We start from the raw sequence: 16172 nt of genomic DNA on the forward strand, positions 1-16172 counted from the left end.
ACATCAACCGCACTCCTATGAACCCACTAGTTGAAATCCGCCAGTTCGACCAAAGCATTTGGCTGGACTTTATCCGTCGTAAAATCCTCATTAACGGCGAGTTACAGAAGCTCATCCGCGAAGACTCGTTGCGGGGGGTAACTTCTAACCCCGCCATTTTTGAGAAAGCCATTGGCGGTAGCGACGACTACGACGCTGCGATTCGCTCGCTGGCCCTGCAAAACAAGACGACCGAAGAGATTTACACCTCCTTGGCCATCGCCGACGTGCAGCAGGCCTGCGATCTGTTTCGCCCGCTCTACGACAGCACCGACAACTCCGGCGACGGCTACGTGAGCCTCGAGGTAGGCCCCGGCCTGATCAACGACACGGAAGGCACCATCGAAGAAGGCATGCGCTTCTGGAAAGCCGTCGACCGTCCGAACGTGATGATTAAGGTGCCGGCCACGTTGGAAGGCCTGCCGGCCATCCGGCGCCTCATCTCGGAAGGCATCAACGTAAACGTAACGCTGATTTTTGGTCTGGAACGCTATAAGCTTGTCGCTGAGGCGTTTATCGCCGGCATGGAAGACCGCGTAAAGGCCGGCCAGCCGATCGATAAAATCGCTTCCGTCGCTAGCTTCTTCCTCAGCCGCATCGACGTGCTGATTGATCCGAAGATAGAAAAGATCATTGCCGAAGGCGGCGAGAAAGCCGAAACGGCCAAATCGGTGCTGGGCGAAGTGGCCATTGCCAGTGCCAAGAAAGCCTATCAGATTTACAAAGAGATCTTTACGGGTCCGCGTTGGGAAGCGCTGAAAGCCAAAGGCGCCAACACGCAGCGTTTGCTGTGGGCCAGCACGGGCAACAAAAACCCTAAGTACGACGACCTGAAATACGTGGAGTCGCTGATCGGGCCGCATACGGTAAATACCATTCCGGTGGAAACGCTGGATATTTTCCGGGCCAAAGGCAAGCCTGCCGTGCGCCTCGAAGACGACCTCGAAAAGTCGGAGGAAGTGCTGCGTCGCCTGCCAGAACTCGGGTTAGACTTAGATGCGCTAACCAACCAACTCGAACTGGAAGGGGCCCAGAAATTCTCGGAGCCTTTCGCCAAGCTGATGGACTCGTTGGAGAAAAAGCGCCAGATCGCGTTTGGCGAAACAGTGATTCCGGCAGCAATGCAACTTGGTCAATATCAGGAAGATATAGAAGCTAAGCTGCAAGAGCTGAACCACAAGAACTTCACCCAGGGCTTCTGGCAAAAAGACGCCCCGTTGTGGACGCAAGATGCCGAAGCGCAACAAAGCATTCGCAGCTTTATGGGCTGGCTGCGCGTGGCCGAAACCATGGTGGAAGCCGTGCCTGCACTCGAGCAATTTGCCAACGACATCAAGGCCGCCGGCTTTAAGCATGTGGTAGTGATGGGCATGGGCGGCAGTACCATGGCCCCGATTGTGTTCGACAAGTCGTTCCAGCAAGGCGAAAACGGTCTGCCCATGTCCATTCTGGACACGACCGACCCCGGTACCGTACGCCAGATCGAAGAGTCGGTGCCGCTGGCCGACACGCTGTTCATTGTGGCCAGCAAATCGGGCACGACGGCCGAGCCGCTGGCGTTCGGCGACTATTTCTACGCCAAACTCAAGGAGTTGAAAGGCGATAAAGCCGGCGAGAACTTCGTGGCTATCACCGATCCGGGCTCCAAATTCGTGACTTCGGCCACGGAGCAAGGCTACCGACACATTTTCCTCAACTTCCCCGAAGTGGGCGGTCGTTTCTCGGCCCTGACGTACTTCGGCCTTGTGCCGGCCGCCCTGCTGGGCATCAACGTAGGCGAACTCCTGGAGCGCGCCATCCGGATGATGCGCGCCTGCGGTGCGTACGGTCCTGTTGACCAAAACCCCGGCGTAGAGCTAGGCGTAGCGCTTGGCGTGTTAGCCACGAAGGGCCGCGATAAGCTGACCTTCGTGGTGCCAGATTCGCTGAAAGACCTAGGCCTCTGGATGGAGCAGCTTTTGGCCGAAAGCACAGGCAAAGAAGGCAAAGGCATTCTGCCCGTAGCCGGCGAGCCGCTGGCCGATCTGAGCCTGTACGGCGACGACCGCGTGTTTGCGTACATCGGGTATAAGAACGAGCCTGATACGCCTAACTTGGAAAAGCTGAAGGTTTTGGCCGATGCGGGGCACCCGGTCATCACCATTTTGATGGACGAGCCGCTGGACTTAGGCGCCGAGTTTTTCCGTTGGGAAGTAGCTACGGCGGTGGTAGGCGCGGTGCTTGGCATCAATCCTTTCGACCAGCCCAACGTGCAGGCCGCCAAAACGGCGACTGACCGCCTGATGAAAACGGTAGAACAGGAAGGCAAGCTGCCCCAGCCGCAAGCGGCGCTTTCCGAAAACGGGGTTGATTTCTATACGACTTCCACCGGCGACACAGCCGCCGGCCTGCTCGACGCTTTCTTCGCCCAGGCCAAGCCCGGCGATTACGTGTCTATTCAGGCTTATCTGACGGAAACGCCGGAGCTCAACGAGGCCATCGATCAGCTGCGGGCGGTGCTGCAACGTCGTCTGCACGTGGCTACTACGTTTGGGTACGGCCCGCGCTTCCTGCACTCGACTGGCCAGTACCACAAGGGCGGTCCCAACACGGGCTTGTTCCTGCAATTCACCGACGATAACGTAACCGACCTGCCACTGCCCGGCCGTTCCTACACCTTCGGGACCTTCCAAAACGCTCAGGCTCAGGGTGATCTGGAAGCGCTCCAGAGCAACGACCGCCGCACTTTGCACGTGCATTTGGGCCATGACGTCAAGAAGGGACTCAAAACGATCTTGTCAGCCTTGCAGGCGCCCCAGATGGCGTAGATTTTAAGTAGAAACTAGTGTTCTTCCGGCCCTTTGGGACGATGTTTTCCGAGGGCCGGAAGAACCTGTTTTCGCCGCGATAAGCGGTGGCAACTTGCCGTGCGAGCATAATCGAAAGCATACGAAGCCTCTTGGTATGTGCTCGTACCTGTCTTTTATATAAAACATAAGTAATTGATAATCAAATATTTATGTTTTAGATGAGATGAAAACTTAAGGTTGCAATGCTCCGAATACCGTTCTGAATTTGTTGAGTACGACGCGATTTCACCCGCCCCTTTTTCCACAACCCAACACCCCAATATCCCGACTAAACCTACCCAAAATGAATTCTAGGAAATCCTTGATCGGTGCCTGCATGGCCGCTTTGAGTCTAGGCTTTGTGCAGAAGTCCGAGCCTGCGCTGAAGGATGTGTTTAAAGGCGATTTCTACGTGGGCGCGGCGCTGAACAACGCCCAGATCAGTGGCCGCGATCCGCAGGCTACCGCCCTGATTAAGAAGCAGTTCAATACCATTAGCCCCGAAAACCTGCTCAAGTGGGAGGCAGTGCACCCGGGTCCTACGACCTACAACTTCAAGCCTGCCGACGATTACGTAGCATTCGGGCAGCAGAACAAGATGTTCATCGTGGGCCACACGCTGATGTGGCACCAACAGACGCCCAAGTGGGTGTTTGAAGACGAAACCGGCAAGCCCGCCAGCCGCGAAGTGCTGCTCAAGCGCCTCGAAGAGCACATCAACACGGTTGTGGGTCGCTACAAAGGCAAAATCAACGGCTGGGACGTAGTCAACGAGGCCATCGACGACCAGCAGGGTGGCCTGCGCAAAACCAAATGGCTGGAGATTCTGGGCGAAGATTTCGCGGCCAAAGCCTTCGAGTTTGCCCACAAAGCCGACCCGAAAGCCGAGCTCTATTACAACGACTACAGCCTCTATCGCCCCGAAAAGCGCGAAGGCGTAATCAAGCTGGTTAAAAGCTTGCAGGCCAAAGGCGTGAAGGTCACGGCCATCGGCATGCAGGGCCATTACGGCCTGACGCGCCCCACCATCGAGCAAGTGGAGGCCAGTATCGTGGCGTTTGCGAAGCTGGGCGTGCACGTAAACTTCACGGAGCTGGACATCGACGTGCTGCCCAACCCCAGCAAACGACAGGGTGCCGATATCGCCGACACCTTCGCCGCCGACGAGAAATACAACGTCTACACCACCGGCCTGCCCGATTCGGTGCAGCAAAAGCTGACGCAGCGCTACGCCGACCTGTTTGCCCTGTTCCACAAGCACCGCGATGTCATCGACCGCATCACGCTCTGGGGCGTCACCGACGCCAACTCCTGGCTGAACGATTGGCCCATCACAGGCCGGACAAGCTATCCGCTGCTCTTCGACCGCAGCTACCAGCCAAAGCCTGCTTTCGAGGCGGTGATTAGGGCTGCGAAAAAGGATAAAATCTAAACTCTGAACCCCACCCACATGGTTTTGCTACGCGTCCGCCGGCTGTTGCACCGGTCATATCTTCTGCCTTTTCTTTTTGTTATGTGCTTGACTGTGAGCTCATTGCAGTCGGCTTGGGCAGTTGATGGCACTTCATACGTCTCGACAAAGCAGCAGAAAGGCAGCTTTGCCTTGGCGGCTGCGGGCAAGGTGGCGCCGCTCTACGCCAGCGCCGCCGATTGGCCGGGCGTGTTGCGGGCCGCGAAGGATTTGCAAGCCGATGTGAATCGCGTAACCAAACTCACGCCCACCTTCTCGACCGACAAAGCGCCGACGGGCAAGGAAGTGGTGCTGATCGGAACCATCGGCAAAAGCCCACTGATCGACCAGTTGATCCGCACCAAAAAGCTTGACGTATCGGGCGTGACGGGTAAGTGGGAAGTATTTGTAAATCAGGTAGTTGAAAAACCGCTGCCCGGTGTAGAGCGGGCGTTGGTAATTGCCGGTAGCGACAAGCGCGGCACCATCTATGGCATTTATGACCTGTCGCAGCAGATGGGCGTTTCGCCGTGGTATTGGTGGGCCGATGTGCCGGTGCCGCCACAAAAGTCGCTGTACGTGACCGCGGGGCGACACACACAGGGCGAACCGGCGGTAAAGTACCGCGGCATCTTCATCAACGACGAAGCACCGGCGCTCTCGGGCTGGTCCAAGGAGAAATTCGGTGGCGTCAATTCGAAGATGTACGTGCACATGTTCGAGCTGATTTTGCGCCTCAAAGGCAATTACTTGTGGCCGGCCATGTGGGGCAATGCTTTCAGCGACGACGACCCGCAAAACCCGGCGCTGGCCGATGAGTATGGCATCGTGATGGGCACCTCGCACCACGAGCCACTCACGCGGGCCCACGACGAGTGGCGCCGCTACGGCAAAGGGGGCGCCTGGAACTACCAGACCAACGCCGCTGCCTTGCAGGAATTTTGGCGCGGGGGCATGCAGCGCATGGGCACCCGGGAGAACGTGGTGAGCATCGGCATGCGCGGCGACGGTGACGAGCCCATGAGCCAAGAAAGCAACATTGCGCTACTGGAAAAAATCGTAGCCGATCAGCGCCAGATCATTGCCGAGACTACCGGCAAGCCCGCCGACCAAACGCCCCAAATGTGGGCGCTCTACAAAGAGGTGCAGGACTACTACGACAAGGGCATGCGCGTGCCCGACGACGTGACGCTGCTGCTCTGCGACGACAACTGGGGCAATATCCGCAAGCTGCCCAAGCTCGGCGACAAACCCCGGAGCGGCGGCTACGGCATTTATTACCACTTCGACTACGTGGGTGGGCCGCGTAACTACAAATGGCTCAATACCAATCCGTTGCCGCGCATCTGGGAGCAAATGCACTTGGCCTATGAATATGGCGTCAAGCAAATTTGGGTGGTGAACGTGGGCGACCTGAAGCCCATGGAATTACCGATCAGCTTCTTCCTCGACTACGCCTGGGATCCCAACAAAATCGGGGCGGATCAGGTGGCTGCCTACACCCGGCAATGGGCCGCCCAGCAGTTTGGCGAAAAGCACGCCGCCGCTATTGCCGATATTCTGGCCAAGTACGCCAAGTACAACGCCCGCCGCAAGCCCGAATTGCTCGACGCCGATACGTACAGCTTGGCTACTGGCGAGTGGGCCACCGTTGTAGGCGAGTACCAACAGTTGCTCGCGCGCGCCGAAGCCATCAACCAGCAGCTACCCGCCGCCAGCCGGGATGCCTATTTCGAGCTGGTGCTGCACCCGGTGCGGGCTTGTGCCAACCTGAACGAGTTGTACTACACCGTCGCCCGCAATCGCGAGGCCGCTAAAGCCGGATCTTCTACGGCCAATGGGTTTGCCGATAAAGCCAAGGCATTGTTTGAAAAGGACGCGGACATCTCGCGCCAATACAACACACTGCTTGGCGGCAAATGGAACCACATGATGGACCAGATGCACATCGGGTACACCACTTGGCACGACGAGCCCGCCAACAAAATGCCGGCTGTGGTGACCCTGTCACCAGACAAAATCACGGCCGCTAGGGAGCCCTCTACTTCGGCGCCAACCGCCAATAATCGGTTCGTTTCCATTGAGGCAGAGCACTATACCCAAGCGGTGAACACCAGTGCCATCACTTGGCAGCGCCTGCCCGACTTGGGCCGCACGGCGGGCGCCGTCACGACGTTCCCGGTCACGGCGGCCCCAACGGCGGCCCCAAGCGGCACGAGTCCGCACCTCGAATACCGTCTTAAGCTTGCACAAGCTGGGCCCGTAACCGTGCAGGCTTATCTGGCCCCGACGCTAGACTTCACCAACGGCCAAGGGTTGCGGTATGCCGTATCGTTTGATGACGAAGCGCCGCAAATTATCAACCTGCATACTGGTATGGTAGCCGACAACGGCAACCGACCGTGGGAAAAGGCGGTCGCGGACAACATCATCCTGCGCACCTCGCAGCACACGTTGGCCAAATCCGGCGAACACGTGCTGAAGTTCTGGCGCGTGGATGCCGGCGTGGTGCTGGAGAAACTTGTAGTCGACCAAGGTGGCGTGAAACCAAGCTATCTAGGCCCGCCCGAAAATTTTCCCAAAGCGGCCGGTACCAAGGCTTCCACAACCGAGCCGAAGGGCAGCGTTGGAAAGCGGTAACTTGTAATAGCTTGAATTACAATGTGATGTAAAGGCCGGAAAAAAGTAGAAAGCCGGTATTTCGGAGTGTGGAACGAGCCGAACTACCCGGCTTTTTTCTCCGGCACAACCGCAAGGTGCTGTCGCGGTAACGATAAAAGACGCTGCGAAGGGCAACTACCGCTGCGAGGTGTACCAAACAGGCTACGGCTCAAACAATGCCTATACGGCACATTTGCGCCTGCACCGACCGGCTTATTTGTTGCCTAAGCAAGTGCCTGATTTAGAAATACTTACCAAAGACAAGCCAGTTATTAGCAAAACGGTGGCCATCGGTCCGGCGGTTTTAGCGAAAAATTCAACGTTCGTGAGAACGATGTGTTTTTGGTAAAGCTCAAAAAGATAACTTGAGCACTTCAAACGTTTGCGCTGGCTCCCTGCCTTAGGCAGACGCCCGTGATTCGATTCTGAAAATGGCAAACCACCGCGCCTCCATCACTGACATTGCCAAGGTTCTGGGCCTTTCGGTTTCCACCATTTCGCGGGCCTTGGCCGATCACCGCGACGTCAGCGAGGATACGAAGGCGCGGGTACGGCAGGTAGCTAAAGACCTGAATTACAGACCCAATCATTTGGCTGCCGCCTTGCGCAAAGGGCGTAGCAATACGCTGGGCGTGCTGGTGCCCTACATCACCGGCAACTTTTTTTCGGTAGTCGTCAACGGCATTGAAACGGCCGCTACCAAGGCGGGCCTGAACGTGATGATCTGCCAGTCGAATGAGAACGTGCTGCACGAGAAGCGCAATCTTGAAACCTTGCTCAACGCGCAAGTTGATGGTTTTCTGGTGTCGCTGGCCCGGACTACGCACAACCTCGACCATTTTGCCGGCATTCAGGAGTTGAATATCCCGCTGGTGTTTTTCGATCGTATTCTGGAAGGTTCTGACGTGAGTGCCATCGTAGTCGATGACCGCTTGGGGGCGTATCAGGTAGTCAGGCATTTGATTGAACAAGGGAGCCGCCGAATCGCGCATTTTGCTGGTCCACAGCATCTTAACGTCTGGAAAAATCGCTTTCAAGGTTACTTAGATGCCCTCCGGGATTTTGGACTGCCCTTCGACGATAGTTTGGTTTACCATTGCGACATGACCGAGCAGTCGGGGGTAGCAGGCACAAGAAAGTTCTTGCAAATGAGTCCTTTACCCGATGCCATCTTCGCCGCCGTCGATATAGTAGCCGTCGAAGCGATGCAAGTGTTGAAAGAGCACCGTATTCGCATTCCGGAGGAGATTGCGTTGGCCGGCTTTAGCAACGAAGCGTTCACGATGTTTACCGAGCCCCGCCTGACTTCCGTCGATCAGTGCGGTGAACAGATGGGCCAGCAGGCCGTACAGATGATGCAGGAGATGCTGGCTAGCCACAGCGGCCACTTCATACCGCGCCGGGTAGTGCTGAGTCCTAAGCTCAAAATCCGGGATTCTACCCTGCGGCACTCGTCGTTGTTAATTGATTGAGTGTACAAGAGTTAGCTTTACTAAGCGGCAAAGTTCAATCAGTGCTTGTTGCCTAGAGTTGAACCCGACACAAGTGCTTACTGTTGTCAAGCACAACAATAGATAAAGGCGCTGCGTTGGCATTGTTCAATTTAGAGCCTTGCCTACATAGGGCAGAAGCGAGTATAAAATGCGTTGGCTATTAATAATATTTTAATAAAATAATATAAAATAAGCATTTGATATATAGATAATTATGTGTATTAATAATGGTACTTTACTAGTATTGTCTTTTTAGTCAGGCTATTGATATTATGCCAAGAAATTACAATCATCTATATTAGCTGCGTTCTATTGCCCTGCCACCGTCCTATTGCCTCTGCTCTACATCTTCTCACCAATGCAACTGCATGCCCTTATTGAAACAAACGGGATTTCCATCGCATATGACCAAGTTAACGATTGGATATACGCCGACTGGAAGGGGGAACACGACCAAGAATCTTCGCAAATCGCCTGTGAGCTGATGCTGCAGTGCCTTCGCACGAAGCCTTGTTCGAAAATCCTCAACGATAATTCGAGCATCACTATTACGCACGCTCACACCACGCCTTGGGGGCCCGACTGGCTGGATGCCATGCTAAAGTCGGGCTTAGAGTTTCTGGCGTGGGTGTACCCGCTCGAATATGGTGCTCGTGAAGAAACGGAGCTAGCCCTGCGCTTTGTCACGCGTCCCACCATTGCCACATTCGATGACATTGCCTCAGCATGCATCTGGCTGGAAAAACGCAAGCCATTTGTGCCGGAACAGCATTTCGTCGACCACGACTTTATGCCGCCCGTCGTCCGTAAAGGACCCGCCCTGCGAAATAAGTTTACGCATCGGGGTTCGGATCAGTCCTGATTATGCAGTTGCTTATTAATGGCTAGTCGAAACGGGTTTCTTAAATTATTGTCCGGCAAATGCTTTGCCTACCCCGCCGTGTTGCGCAAAGAAATTGAGTACATGTAGCTGCAACTGCTGAAAGTCGTTGGTAGCCAGTTCCACGACAATTTCTTCCTGAAAACGAATGTTTTGGGTTGTGGTCAGCATGTAGCCTGATTCTTCCAGCCAGGCATACACGTACAAAGGCGTACCGTCGGCGGCGGTGCAGGAATGGCGGTAGCGCACATCTTCACTGGGTACATAAGCCCAGCGTTGTGGAAAAGCGAGTGCGTCCAATGGTTTTGTGGGCTGCACAGGGCTGAACCCCAAGGATTTGAGGTAACTATCTTTTAAGGCCGGGAAAAGAGCATAAGCCCTTCTCGGCGCCGCAACGGGGGCTGACGGGGTGGCAACCATATAGGGGACTGTCAAGAGTGGACGGGGCCTTCCGCTTCTATTGCCCTGTCAGGTCATAGCGCGTTGGGTAAAGCAATACTATTCATTATCTAAGCTGCCAACAAGGTGTAAGTCGTTGATTGTGTGACTGCTTATCAATGGATTGGGTTTATGGGAATATATTTATAAATGATTGATATACAGTAAATTGTCAATATAAATTTACTTCTGGGAAATGTGTTTCTGTGACTTGTTGTGCCTTCTGTTTTTAGCATTGTAAAGGCGAAAAATTATAAAAATCCCGGCCTCAAACGTGATGAATTTTTCTTTCGACCTTTGGTGGCCTGCCCCTAGTCACGAGCTACCTAAACAGAAGTGTCTCAAGCGAGAAAGGAGAATGCATTAAGGGCATAAAAGGCCACTTTTATGCCCTTAACACCACTTTTTATGCAATGTATTTGCTTGTAGCTGTGTTGTAGCTTAACCAACATGGAAGCCCGAATCACTAGACGGATCCCTTTGGCTTGGCCGCCGTACGGGCAGGATATTCTGCGCAGGTACGCACCCTCTTTATTTCGATTTCCCTTTACTTTTTAACTCTTCTCCCGCCATGTTAGAAATGATGGTGACCAAGAAAATTGGTCGTAAAAGTTATCACATCAATGCCACCGGTACGGACTTGCATGAACTCCTGACGGAACACGAAAAATTGAGCTTTCAGGACGTGCTGGCCTGTGGCCTATGTGGTTCCGACAACCTCACGCTGACCAGTCGCACGGCCCAGAACAAGTTTAAATACTGCGACGTGAAGTGCCTCGATTGCCGGGGCTCGGTTACGTTCGGCAAGCGCCAGGACGATGACAAAACCTACTTCCTGCGCAAAAAGGAGGGCGGCAAACCAGGGGAGTTGGATTGGCAAGCCTTCAATCCGAACGCGACCCAAGAATAGATTACCGTCATTTAACGTACCGCCCGGCTTTAAGTCGGGTGGTTTTCGTTAGCGGTTTCGCTGCTTAAAAAGCTGCCGCAGATTCGGGGCAATAAAGCGCAGCGTCCAGCAAGGAGGGCACTATGGGCGGGCTGAATCCCGAGCCGTTTTCTTGCATATATTGGCGCACTGCTTCGTTGGCATGGCACAGCACCATCGTAATATTCAGCTCCTGAAACGTATCGAAGTACGTCAGCAGCACTTCGCAGACCTCGTCGGGCAGCATCTCAACTAGGCTGCAATCCACCCAAACGCACTTCTTCCCGCTCAGGCTGGCGCCGTGCAGAGCGCGCCTTATTTCTTCAGCGTGGTTGGCTCGCTTGTCGGGTACGAGCACCAACAAATAGCTGTCGGGAAGAACGTCGTGGCAGACGGAAAACATGAAGTTGCAACAAATGATAGAGAGGTCGGGGCAAAATCAATTGCTTGATTTTAGCTAGGAGCGTTTCATAACGCTGGAAAGCAAAATGTACGAGGCCGGAGCTAGCCCCTCATCTACGTAGTAGGGAGCAAAGCGGACTTCCGGTTTTGCTTTTTATTGAAAAAACCATAAGGCCTTGTAAATTAGCAATTTACAAGGCCTTATGGTTTTGGGAATCTGTAAAACGCCGGAGAGCTAGGCCAAACGGAAAGTCGTGACTTTCTGCTGGGCCATGCGTTGGTCAATCAAGTCGTTGCTGGCTAAGTAGATAGTGGCGTATCCTTGGGGTACTTCGGCGTAGCGCATGGTTACCTGCTTGCCGTGCCACCATTCATTTTTGGTTTGCTTGGGCTGTTTGCCAGGGCCGTATTGGCTGGTAAGCAAATCATGGATGGCTTTGCAATTTTCGTCGCCCATCGCCCGTAACTGAATGTAGCACAGCTTGTTCTTGTAGAAACCGTAGCTGATCCCTGTGAGTTTGAGGTTGCCGATGCGCAGGTTATCGGTAGTGCGGCTGTAATACTGCGTTTCGCTTTCGGCATCGGCACTTTCGGGCCGCAGGTTGCGAAACGTGCTGATGTCGGCGCCAAAAGTTGCATCTCCGAAGCCGTTTTTGCGGTCGAGGGCCTGCACCGAAGCCGTAGCGCCTTGCGCGGGATGGGGGCCACTTCCTATTTTCGCTTGGCTCGCCTGCATCGACAAAGCAAGCAGTGCAAGAAGTGCAACTAGATTTTTCATCGGAATAGAATAGTGTGGAAAACTACTCATAGTTGCTGAAAAAACCTGATGTAAAGTCGGTTTTGTTCACAGCAGGATCGACATTATGTAAACGCTAAAAGCTTGGTTTAGTATGTAGTTAGCGCTTTTTAATGTGGCCGCTGTTTATCGGATGTTTTTCCTGTGCTATTTACTGGCAACGGCCTCCATCGTCCCAACGCCATAGACGATGGTTGTTTGGTACGTTTCGAGCTTTAGGCCAAGCTGCTCCTGATAAGCAGCCGTCATTTTTTCCACAAACTGATCCACCTGATCCACGGCGACCAAATTGATGGTGCAGCCGCCAAAACCGCCGCCCATCATGCGTGCTCCGTACACGCCGGGCAAGCTGCGGGCAGCTTCTACCAATATGTCCAACTCGCGGCAGCTAACTTGGTACTGATCACGCAAGCCGGCATGGGAGGCGTACATCTGCTGGCCAAAGTTAGCCAAATCACCAGCAAGCAGAGCCCGACAGGCAACGTCTACGCGCTCGTTTTCCTGTACCACGTACAAGCAGCGCTGGTACACGACATCACCCATTTCAGCTTGGTGGGCCTGTAGCTGTGCGGGCGTGGCATCGCGTAGGCTTTGCACCTGCGGATAATGCTTTTGCAGCACCGCCACGCCGTGTTCGCACTCTTGGCGGCGCGTGTTGTATTCGGAGCTGGCCAGCGAGTGCTTTACGCCCGAGTTGCACAACACAATGCGCGTGGTGGAAGTGTCGAAAGGGAAATACTCGTACTCCAAGGAGCGGCAGTCGAGGCGCACAACTTGCCCGGCGCGGCCAAACAAACTAGCGAACTGGTCCATTAGGCCCGACTTTACGCCCGCGTATTCGTGTTCGGCCTTTTGCCCCATGTGGGCCAGTGTCATGCGATCCAAGTTGGTGTGCATCAGATGGTTCAGTGCGAAAGCCAAGCCGCATTCTACCGCTGCCGACGATGACATGCCTGCCCCAATGGGTACCGTGCCGCCAAACACGCAGTCGAAACCCGGTACTGTAAGGCCGCGCTGCTGAAACTGCGCCACGACCCCCAGCAAGTAATTGGCCCACTGCGTATCCGTGCGGTGCACATCCGCAGCGGGCAACGACAGGGCCTCCTGTAAATCGCTGGAATACAAATTGATATCGGTGGTGTTGTTGAGGGCCACCGCAAAATAGATCTCTTTATCGACCGCCGCTGGCAGCACAAAACCTTGATTATAGTCGGTGTGCTCGCCGATTAAGTTAACCCGGCCGGGTGCGCGCACCACCAAAGGAGTTGAGCCAAAGTGTTGGCGGAAAGTAGCGGCAACGGCTTGGGATAACATGCTGATTATGTGGTATTTGTGAAAAAAGCAAGAAAGCCAATAGTAAATCGCCTTGGGCAGCGACCGACAAATATGGCTTTTTACTCATCGGTTTCTAGCGTTTTGCCCGCATTTTCACTTGCCAATCCTACACAGTTGAGCTACAGCCTAAGGCCTATAGAAAAGCACGACACAGAAAATGTAAAGAATGCAACGCTCCCTCTTTTATAAAATTTATAAGAGAAGTACTACAAAGTAGGCTAACAGCTTTCCCGCAAGTCTGGCATGATCTTGGCGCAAAACTACATACGAGGAAAGAAGAGGCTGTACATATAAAGTTCGCATAACCTGTGGGTTAGCAAAGGTGTGGTACTTTGTAAGTATATATTCTTACTTTTCTTAGGATCGCTTGCAAGGGCTTGTAAACGTGATTTGCAAGCGTTTACCTTTGTAAAAAAGTTATACTTCGCAACGGATCATTTGTGCGGCGAAGTAGTAGATTTAAACAATAAGACTAGGAAGCTTACCCGCCCCGCCTCTGTTTCGCCTTTTGTTTTTCACTCTACCTTAAGTCAGGGATTCTGCTTCTCACTTAAGTTGATTGCTTCCATCACGTTATCGGCTTGCCAAGCTGCCCTTACGGCTTTGGTTGGCTGATTTGAGGGAATGAAGCTGGCCAGTTCGGCCGCTTACTCGCTCGGCTCGTTTCGGAATTCCCTCCTCGCATTCGCCCATTCCCACCCGTATTCAACTGCTGTGTCCTTCGACTTAGAACCCGGAGCCTTTTCGGCTTTCAGCACGGATTTACTGGCTGATTGCCAAGGCCAAACACCCAGCGATACCGCTGCGGTTGCTAACATCGCCCCACCTGTGTCGGCGCAACCGGTCACGACGTACGCCAACATTGTGCTGCCCGGCGACTTTCCCGACCCGACCGTTACCAAAATCGGGGATACGTATTGGGCCAGCGCCACTTCGGCGGAGTGGGGCTCGATTTTCCCTCTGTTCAAATCAACTAACCTCGTTACGTGGGAGTTAGTAGGCCACGTTTTCCCGGATAGCATGCCGGGGTGGGCCGAAGCCAGCTTCTGGGCTCCCGAAATCAGCCACGAAAACGGCAAAACCTACATCTGCTACACGGCCCGCCAAAAAAATGGCCCGCTGTGCGTAGCTATCGCCAGCGCCGACGATCCGGCCGGGCCTTACACCGACCACGGCCCGCTGATTGGCCAATGCAACGGCTCCATCGACGGGTTTCCGGTGCGCGACGAACACGGCGAGCTGTACATGGTCTGGAAAGAAGACGGTAATGCCTACGGCGAGCCTACGCCCATCTGGGCCCAGCGCCTGAACGAAGAGCGCACGGCTTTGCTGGGTGAGCAAGTAGAACTGTTTCGCAACGACGCCAGGTGGGAAGGCAACCTGGTAGAGGGATCGGCCATTGTGCGCCACGAGGGCTATTTCTACATGTTCTACGCGGGCAATGGCTGCTGCGGCAGCGGCTGCACGTATGCTACCGGCGTGGCCCGCTCGCGTAGCCTGCTCGGCCCGTGGGAGAAAAATGAGCAGAACCCGATCCTGACCAAAAACAAAACCTGGAACTGTCCTGGGCACGGCACCGTAGCCGAATACAACGGCCGGTGGTTTTTGCTGCACCACGCGTATCATGCTAGTAGTCATGAGTTTGTGGGGCGGCAGGGGATTCTGAGCGAATTTACCTGGAATGAGCAGGGCTGGCCCGAATTTGAAGGAATCAGCCCGCAGGCCGCGCCGCTGCAAAACGTGGGCGTGTTGAATGTGACCGACAACTTCACCGGCAACAAACTAGCTGGTACGTGGCAATGGCCCATCTGCAAGCAGCCGGTAGCCAGCGTAAGCGACGGTCAACTACTGCTGAATGCTTGCCCCGAAAATCTGGGCGCCATGGTAGCGCAGCGGACGTACGCTGCAACGTACAAAACCACGGCTACCCTCGATTTTGGTACCTTGCCGGCCCGTACCTTTGCCGGTCTCGCCGCCGTCGGCGATCCTCAAAATGCCTTGGCTCTGATGGCCGGCGACGGCATGCTACAGCTGTGGTCGGTAAAAGCAGGCCAAACCCAATGCTTAATCAAGGTATCGGTGGAAGAGTGCGAAAGCCTGGGTTTGCGGTTTGAGGCTTGGGGCGGACAGCGCTACCGGTTTTCGTACTGCACCAACGGCGTCACGTGGCAAGCCATGCCCATGAACAGCTTCGCCCTCAACGGCACTTACCTACCGCCCTGGGATCGGGGCATTCGGGTCGGCTTGTTGGCCCAAGGTCCGGAAACGGCTACGGTGGCCTTCAATGATTTTACGATTCGCAACCAACGCTAGCTTAGTTTACCGCCTTCAGCCACAAGCCCCCGGCAACTTCCTGTTTGCCGGGAGCTTGTAGTTTTTGCTTCGGGCTGCCTTGGCCATTGGGAGGCACAGCCGAGTTTGGGCCAGTAACGTATGAGGAGTTTCCCGCCGCCCATGAAGACCCTACCCACCCTCGTATTTTCTCTCGGGCTGTTTCTGCAACAGCCAAGTTCCTTGTCCGCTGCACCAGTTCGCGCTGCATTTGCCTGGCAAACCAGCGCCGCCGAAACAGCCTACACCCAACTCGGCAATGACGCGGCCGCGGTAGTGCAGCGCGCCTTGGGCCAGACCAATGACGCAGCCGCCATCGCCATACTGATAGGCGAGGGCGCCAAGCTACAGCAACGCGCCCAGCAATTGAAGCCCTCATACACTCAGTGGATTAGTACCCTCAAACCTTCTCAAGCCGAAGGTGTACGGCGACGGGTGCTGAGTGCTGGTTTCACTCGGTATTTCGGAACGCTGGACACGGACCCGCAGCTTAACAACCGCATTAAGCAAAACCCCGACCTAAACAAGGCCATTCAGAACGTGATGAATACCCTGGGGATGGCGATGTAGTTTTAGGTAAGTAATTGATAA

General features: G+C 54.6%; 12 protein-coding genes. 8 read left to right on the plus strand and 4 right to left on the minus strand.

Going from position 1 to position 16172, the window contains the following annotated elements:
• Window positions 1-17: 17 nt before the first annotated feature.
• From FHG12_RS09235 to FHG12_RS09255, 5 genes are all read left to right on the plus strand, one after another.
• Entirely contained in the window at window positions 18-2846 is a 2829-nt protein-coding gene (locus tag FHG12_RS09235; protein WP_139515459.1) for a bifunctional transaldolase/phosoglucose isomerase, read from the plus strand.
• Between the two features lie 325 nt (window positions 2847-3171).
• Window positions 3172-4299 carry an endo-1,4-beta-xylanase gene (locus FHG12_RS09240; RefSeq protein WP_139515460.1) on the plus strand — a complete coding sequence of 376 codons (1128 nt, stop codon included), beginning with the start codon at window positions 3172-3174 and terminating at the stop codon, window positions 4297-4299.
• An 18-nt stretch (window positions 4300-4317) separates the two neighbouring features.
• Window positions 4318-6957, plus strand: coding sequence for a glycosyl hydrolase 115 family protein (locus FHG12_RS09245; RefSeq protein ID WP_139515461.1), 2640 nt, complete (start codon window positions 4318-4320; stop codon window positions 6955-6957).
• 452 nt (window positions 6958-7409) lie between these two features.
• Window positions 7410-8450, plus strand: a complete 1041-nt coding sequence (locus tag FHG12_RS09250; protein ID WP_139515462.1) for a LacI family DNA-binding transcriptional regulator — start codon at window positions 7410-7412, stop codon at window positions 8448-8450.
• 505 nt (window positions 8451-8955) lie between these two features.
• A complete protein-coding gene (locus FHG12_RS09255) occupies window positions 8956-9333 on the plus strand; it encodes a hypothetical protein (RefSeq protein WP_139515463.1) in 378 nt (125 codons plus the stop codon).
• Window positions 9334-9378: 45 nt separating this feature from the next.
• Here the strand turns inward: FHG12_RS09255 and FHG12_RS09260 are convergent, their stop codons facing one another.
• Window positions 9379-9651, minus strand: coding sequence for a hypothetical protein (locus tag FHG12_RS09260; protein WP_139515464.1), 273 nt, complete (start codon window positions 9649-9651; stop codon window positions 9379-9381).
• A gap of 709 nt (window positions 9652-10360) precedes the next feature.
• Here FHG12_RS09260 and FHG12_RS09265 point away from each other — a divergent pair.
• Window positions 10361-10699: a hypothetical protein gene (locus tag FHG12_RS09265; RefSeq protein ID WP_139515465.1), complete on the plus strand. Its 339-nt coding sequence runs from the start codon at window positions 10361-10363 to the stop codon at window positions 10697-10699.
• 64 nt (window positions 10700-10763) lie between these two features.
• Here FHG12_RS09265 and FHG12_RS09270 read toward each other — a convergent pair whose 3' ends face one another.
• From FHG12_RS09270 to galK, 3 genes are all read right to left on the minus strand, one after another.
• Entirely contained in the window at window positions 10764-11120 is a 357-nt protein-coding gene (locus FHG12_RS09270; protein WP_139515466.1) for a hypothetical protein, read from the minus strand.
• A 234-nt stretch (window positions 11121-11354) separates the two neighbouring features.
• Window positions 11355-11897: a hypothetical protein gene (locus FHG12_RS09275; RefSeq protein WP_139515467.1), complete on the minus strand. Its 543-nt coding sequence runs from the start codon at window positions 11895-11897 to the stop codon at window positions 11355-11357.
• Between the two features lie 165 nt (window positions 11898-12062).
• Window positions 12063-13229: a galactokinase gene (gene galK / locus FHG12_RS09280; RefSeq protein ID WP_139515468.1), complete on the minus strand. Its 1167-nt coding sequence runs from the start codon at window positions 13227-13229 to the stop codon at window positions 12063-12065.
• Between the two features lie 735 nt (window positions 13230-13964).
• On the opposite strand from galK, the gene FHG12_RS09285 reads away from it, so the two are divergent.
• Window positions 13965-15563 carry a family 43 glycosylhydrolase gene (locus FHG12_RS09285; RefSeq protein ID WP_230471343.1) on the plus strand — a complete coding sequence of 533 codons (1599 nt, stop codon included), beginning with the start codon at window positions 13965-13967 and terminating at the stop codon, window positions 15561-15563.
• Window positions 15564-15704: 141 nt separating this feature from the next.
• A complete protein-coding gene (locus tag FHG12_RS09290) occupies window positions 15705-16151 on the plus strand; it encodes a hypothetical protein (RefSeq protein ID WP_139515469.1) in 447 nt (148 codons plus the stop codon).
• The last annotated feature ends 21 nt before the right edge of the window (window positions 16152-16172 follow it).

Origin of the sequence: Hymenobacter jejuensis, from assembly GCF_006337165.1 — a bacterium.
Taxonomy (GTDB): Bacteria; Bacteroidota; Bacteroidia; order Cytophagales; family Hymenobacteraceae; genus Hymenobacter; species Hymenobacter jejuensis.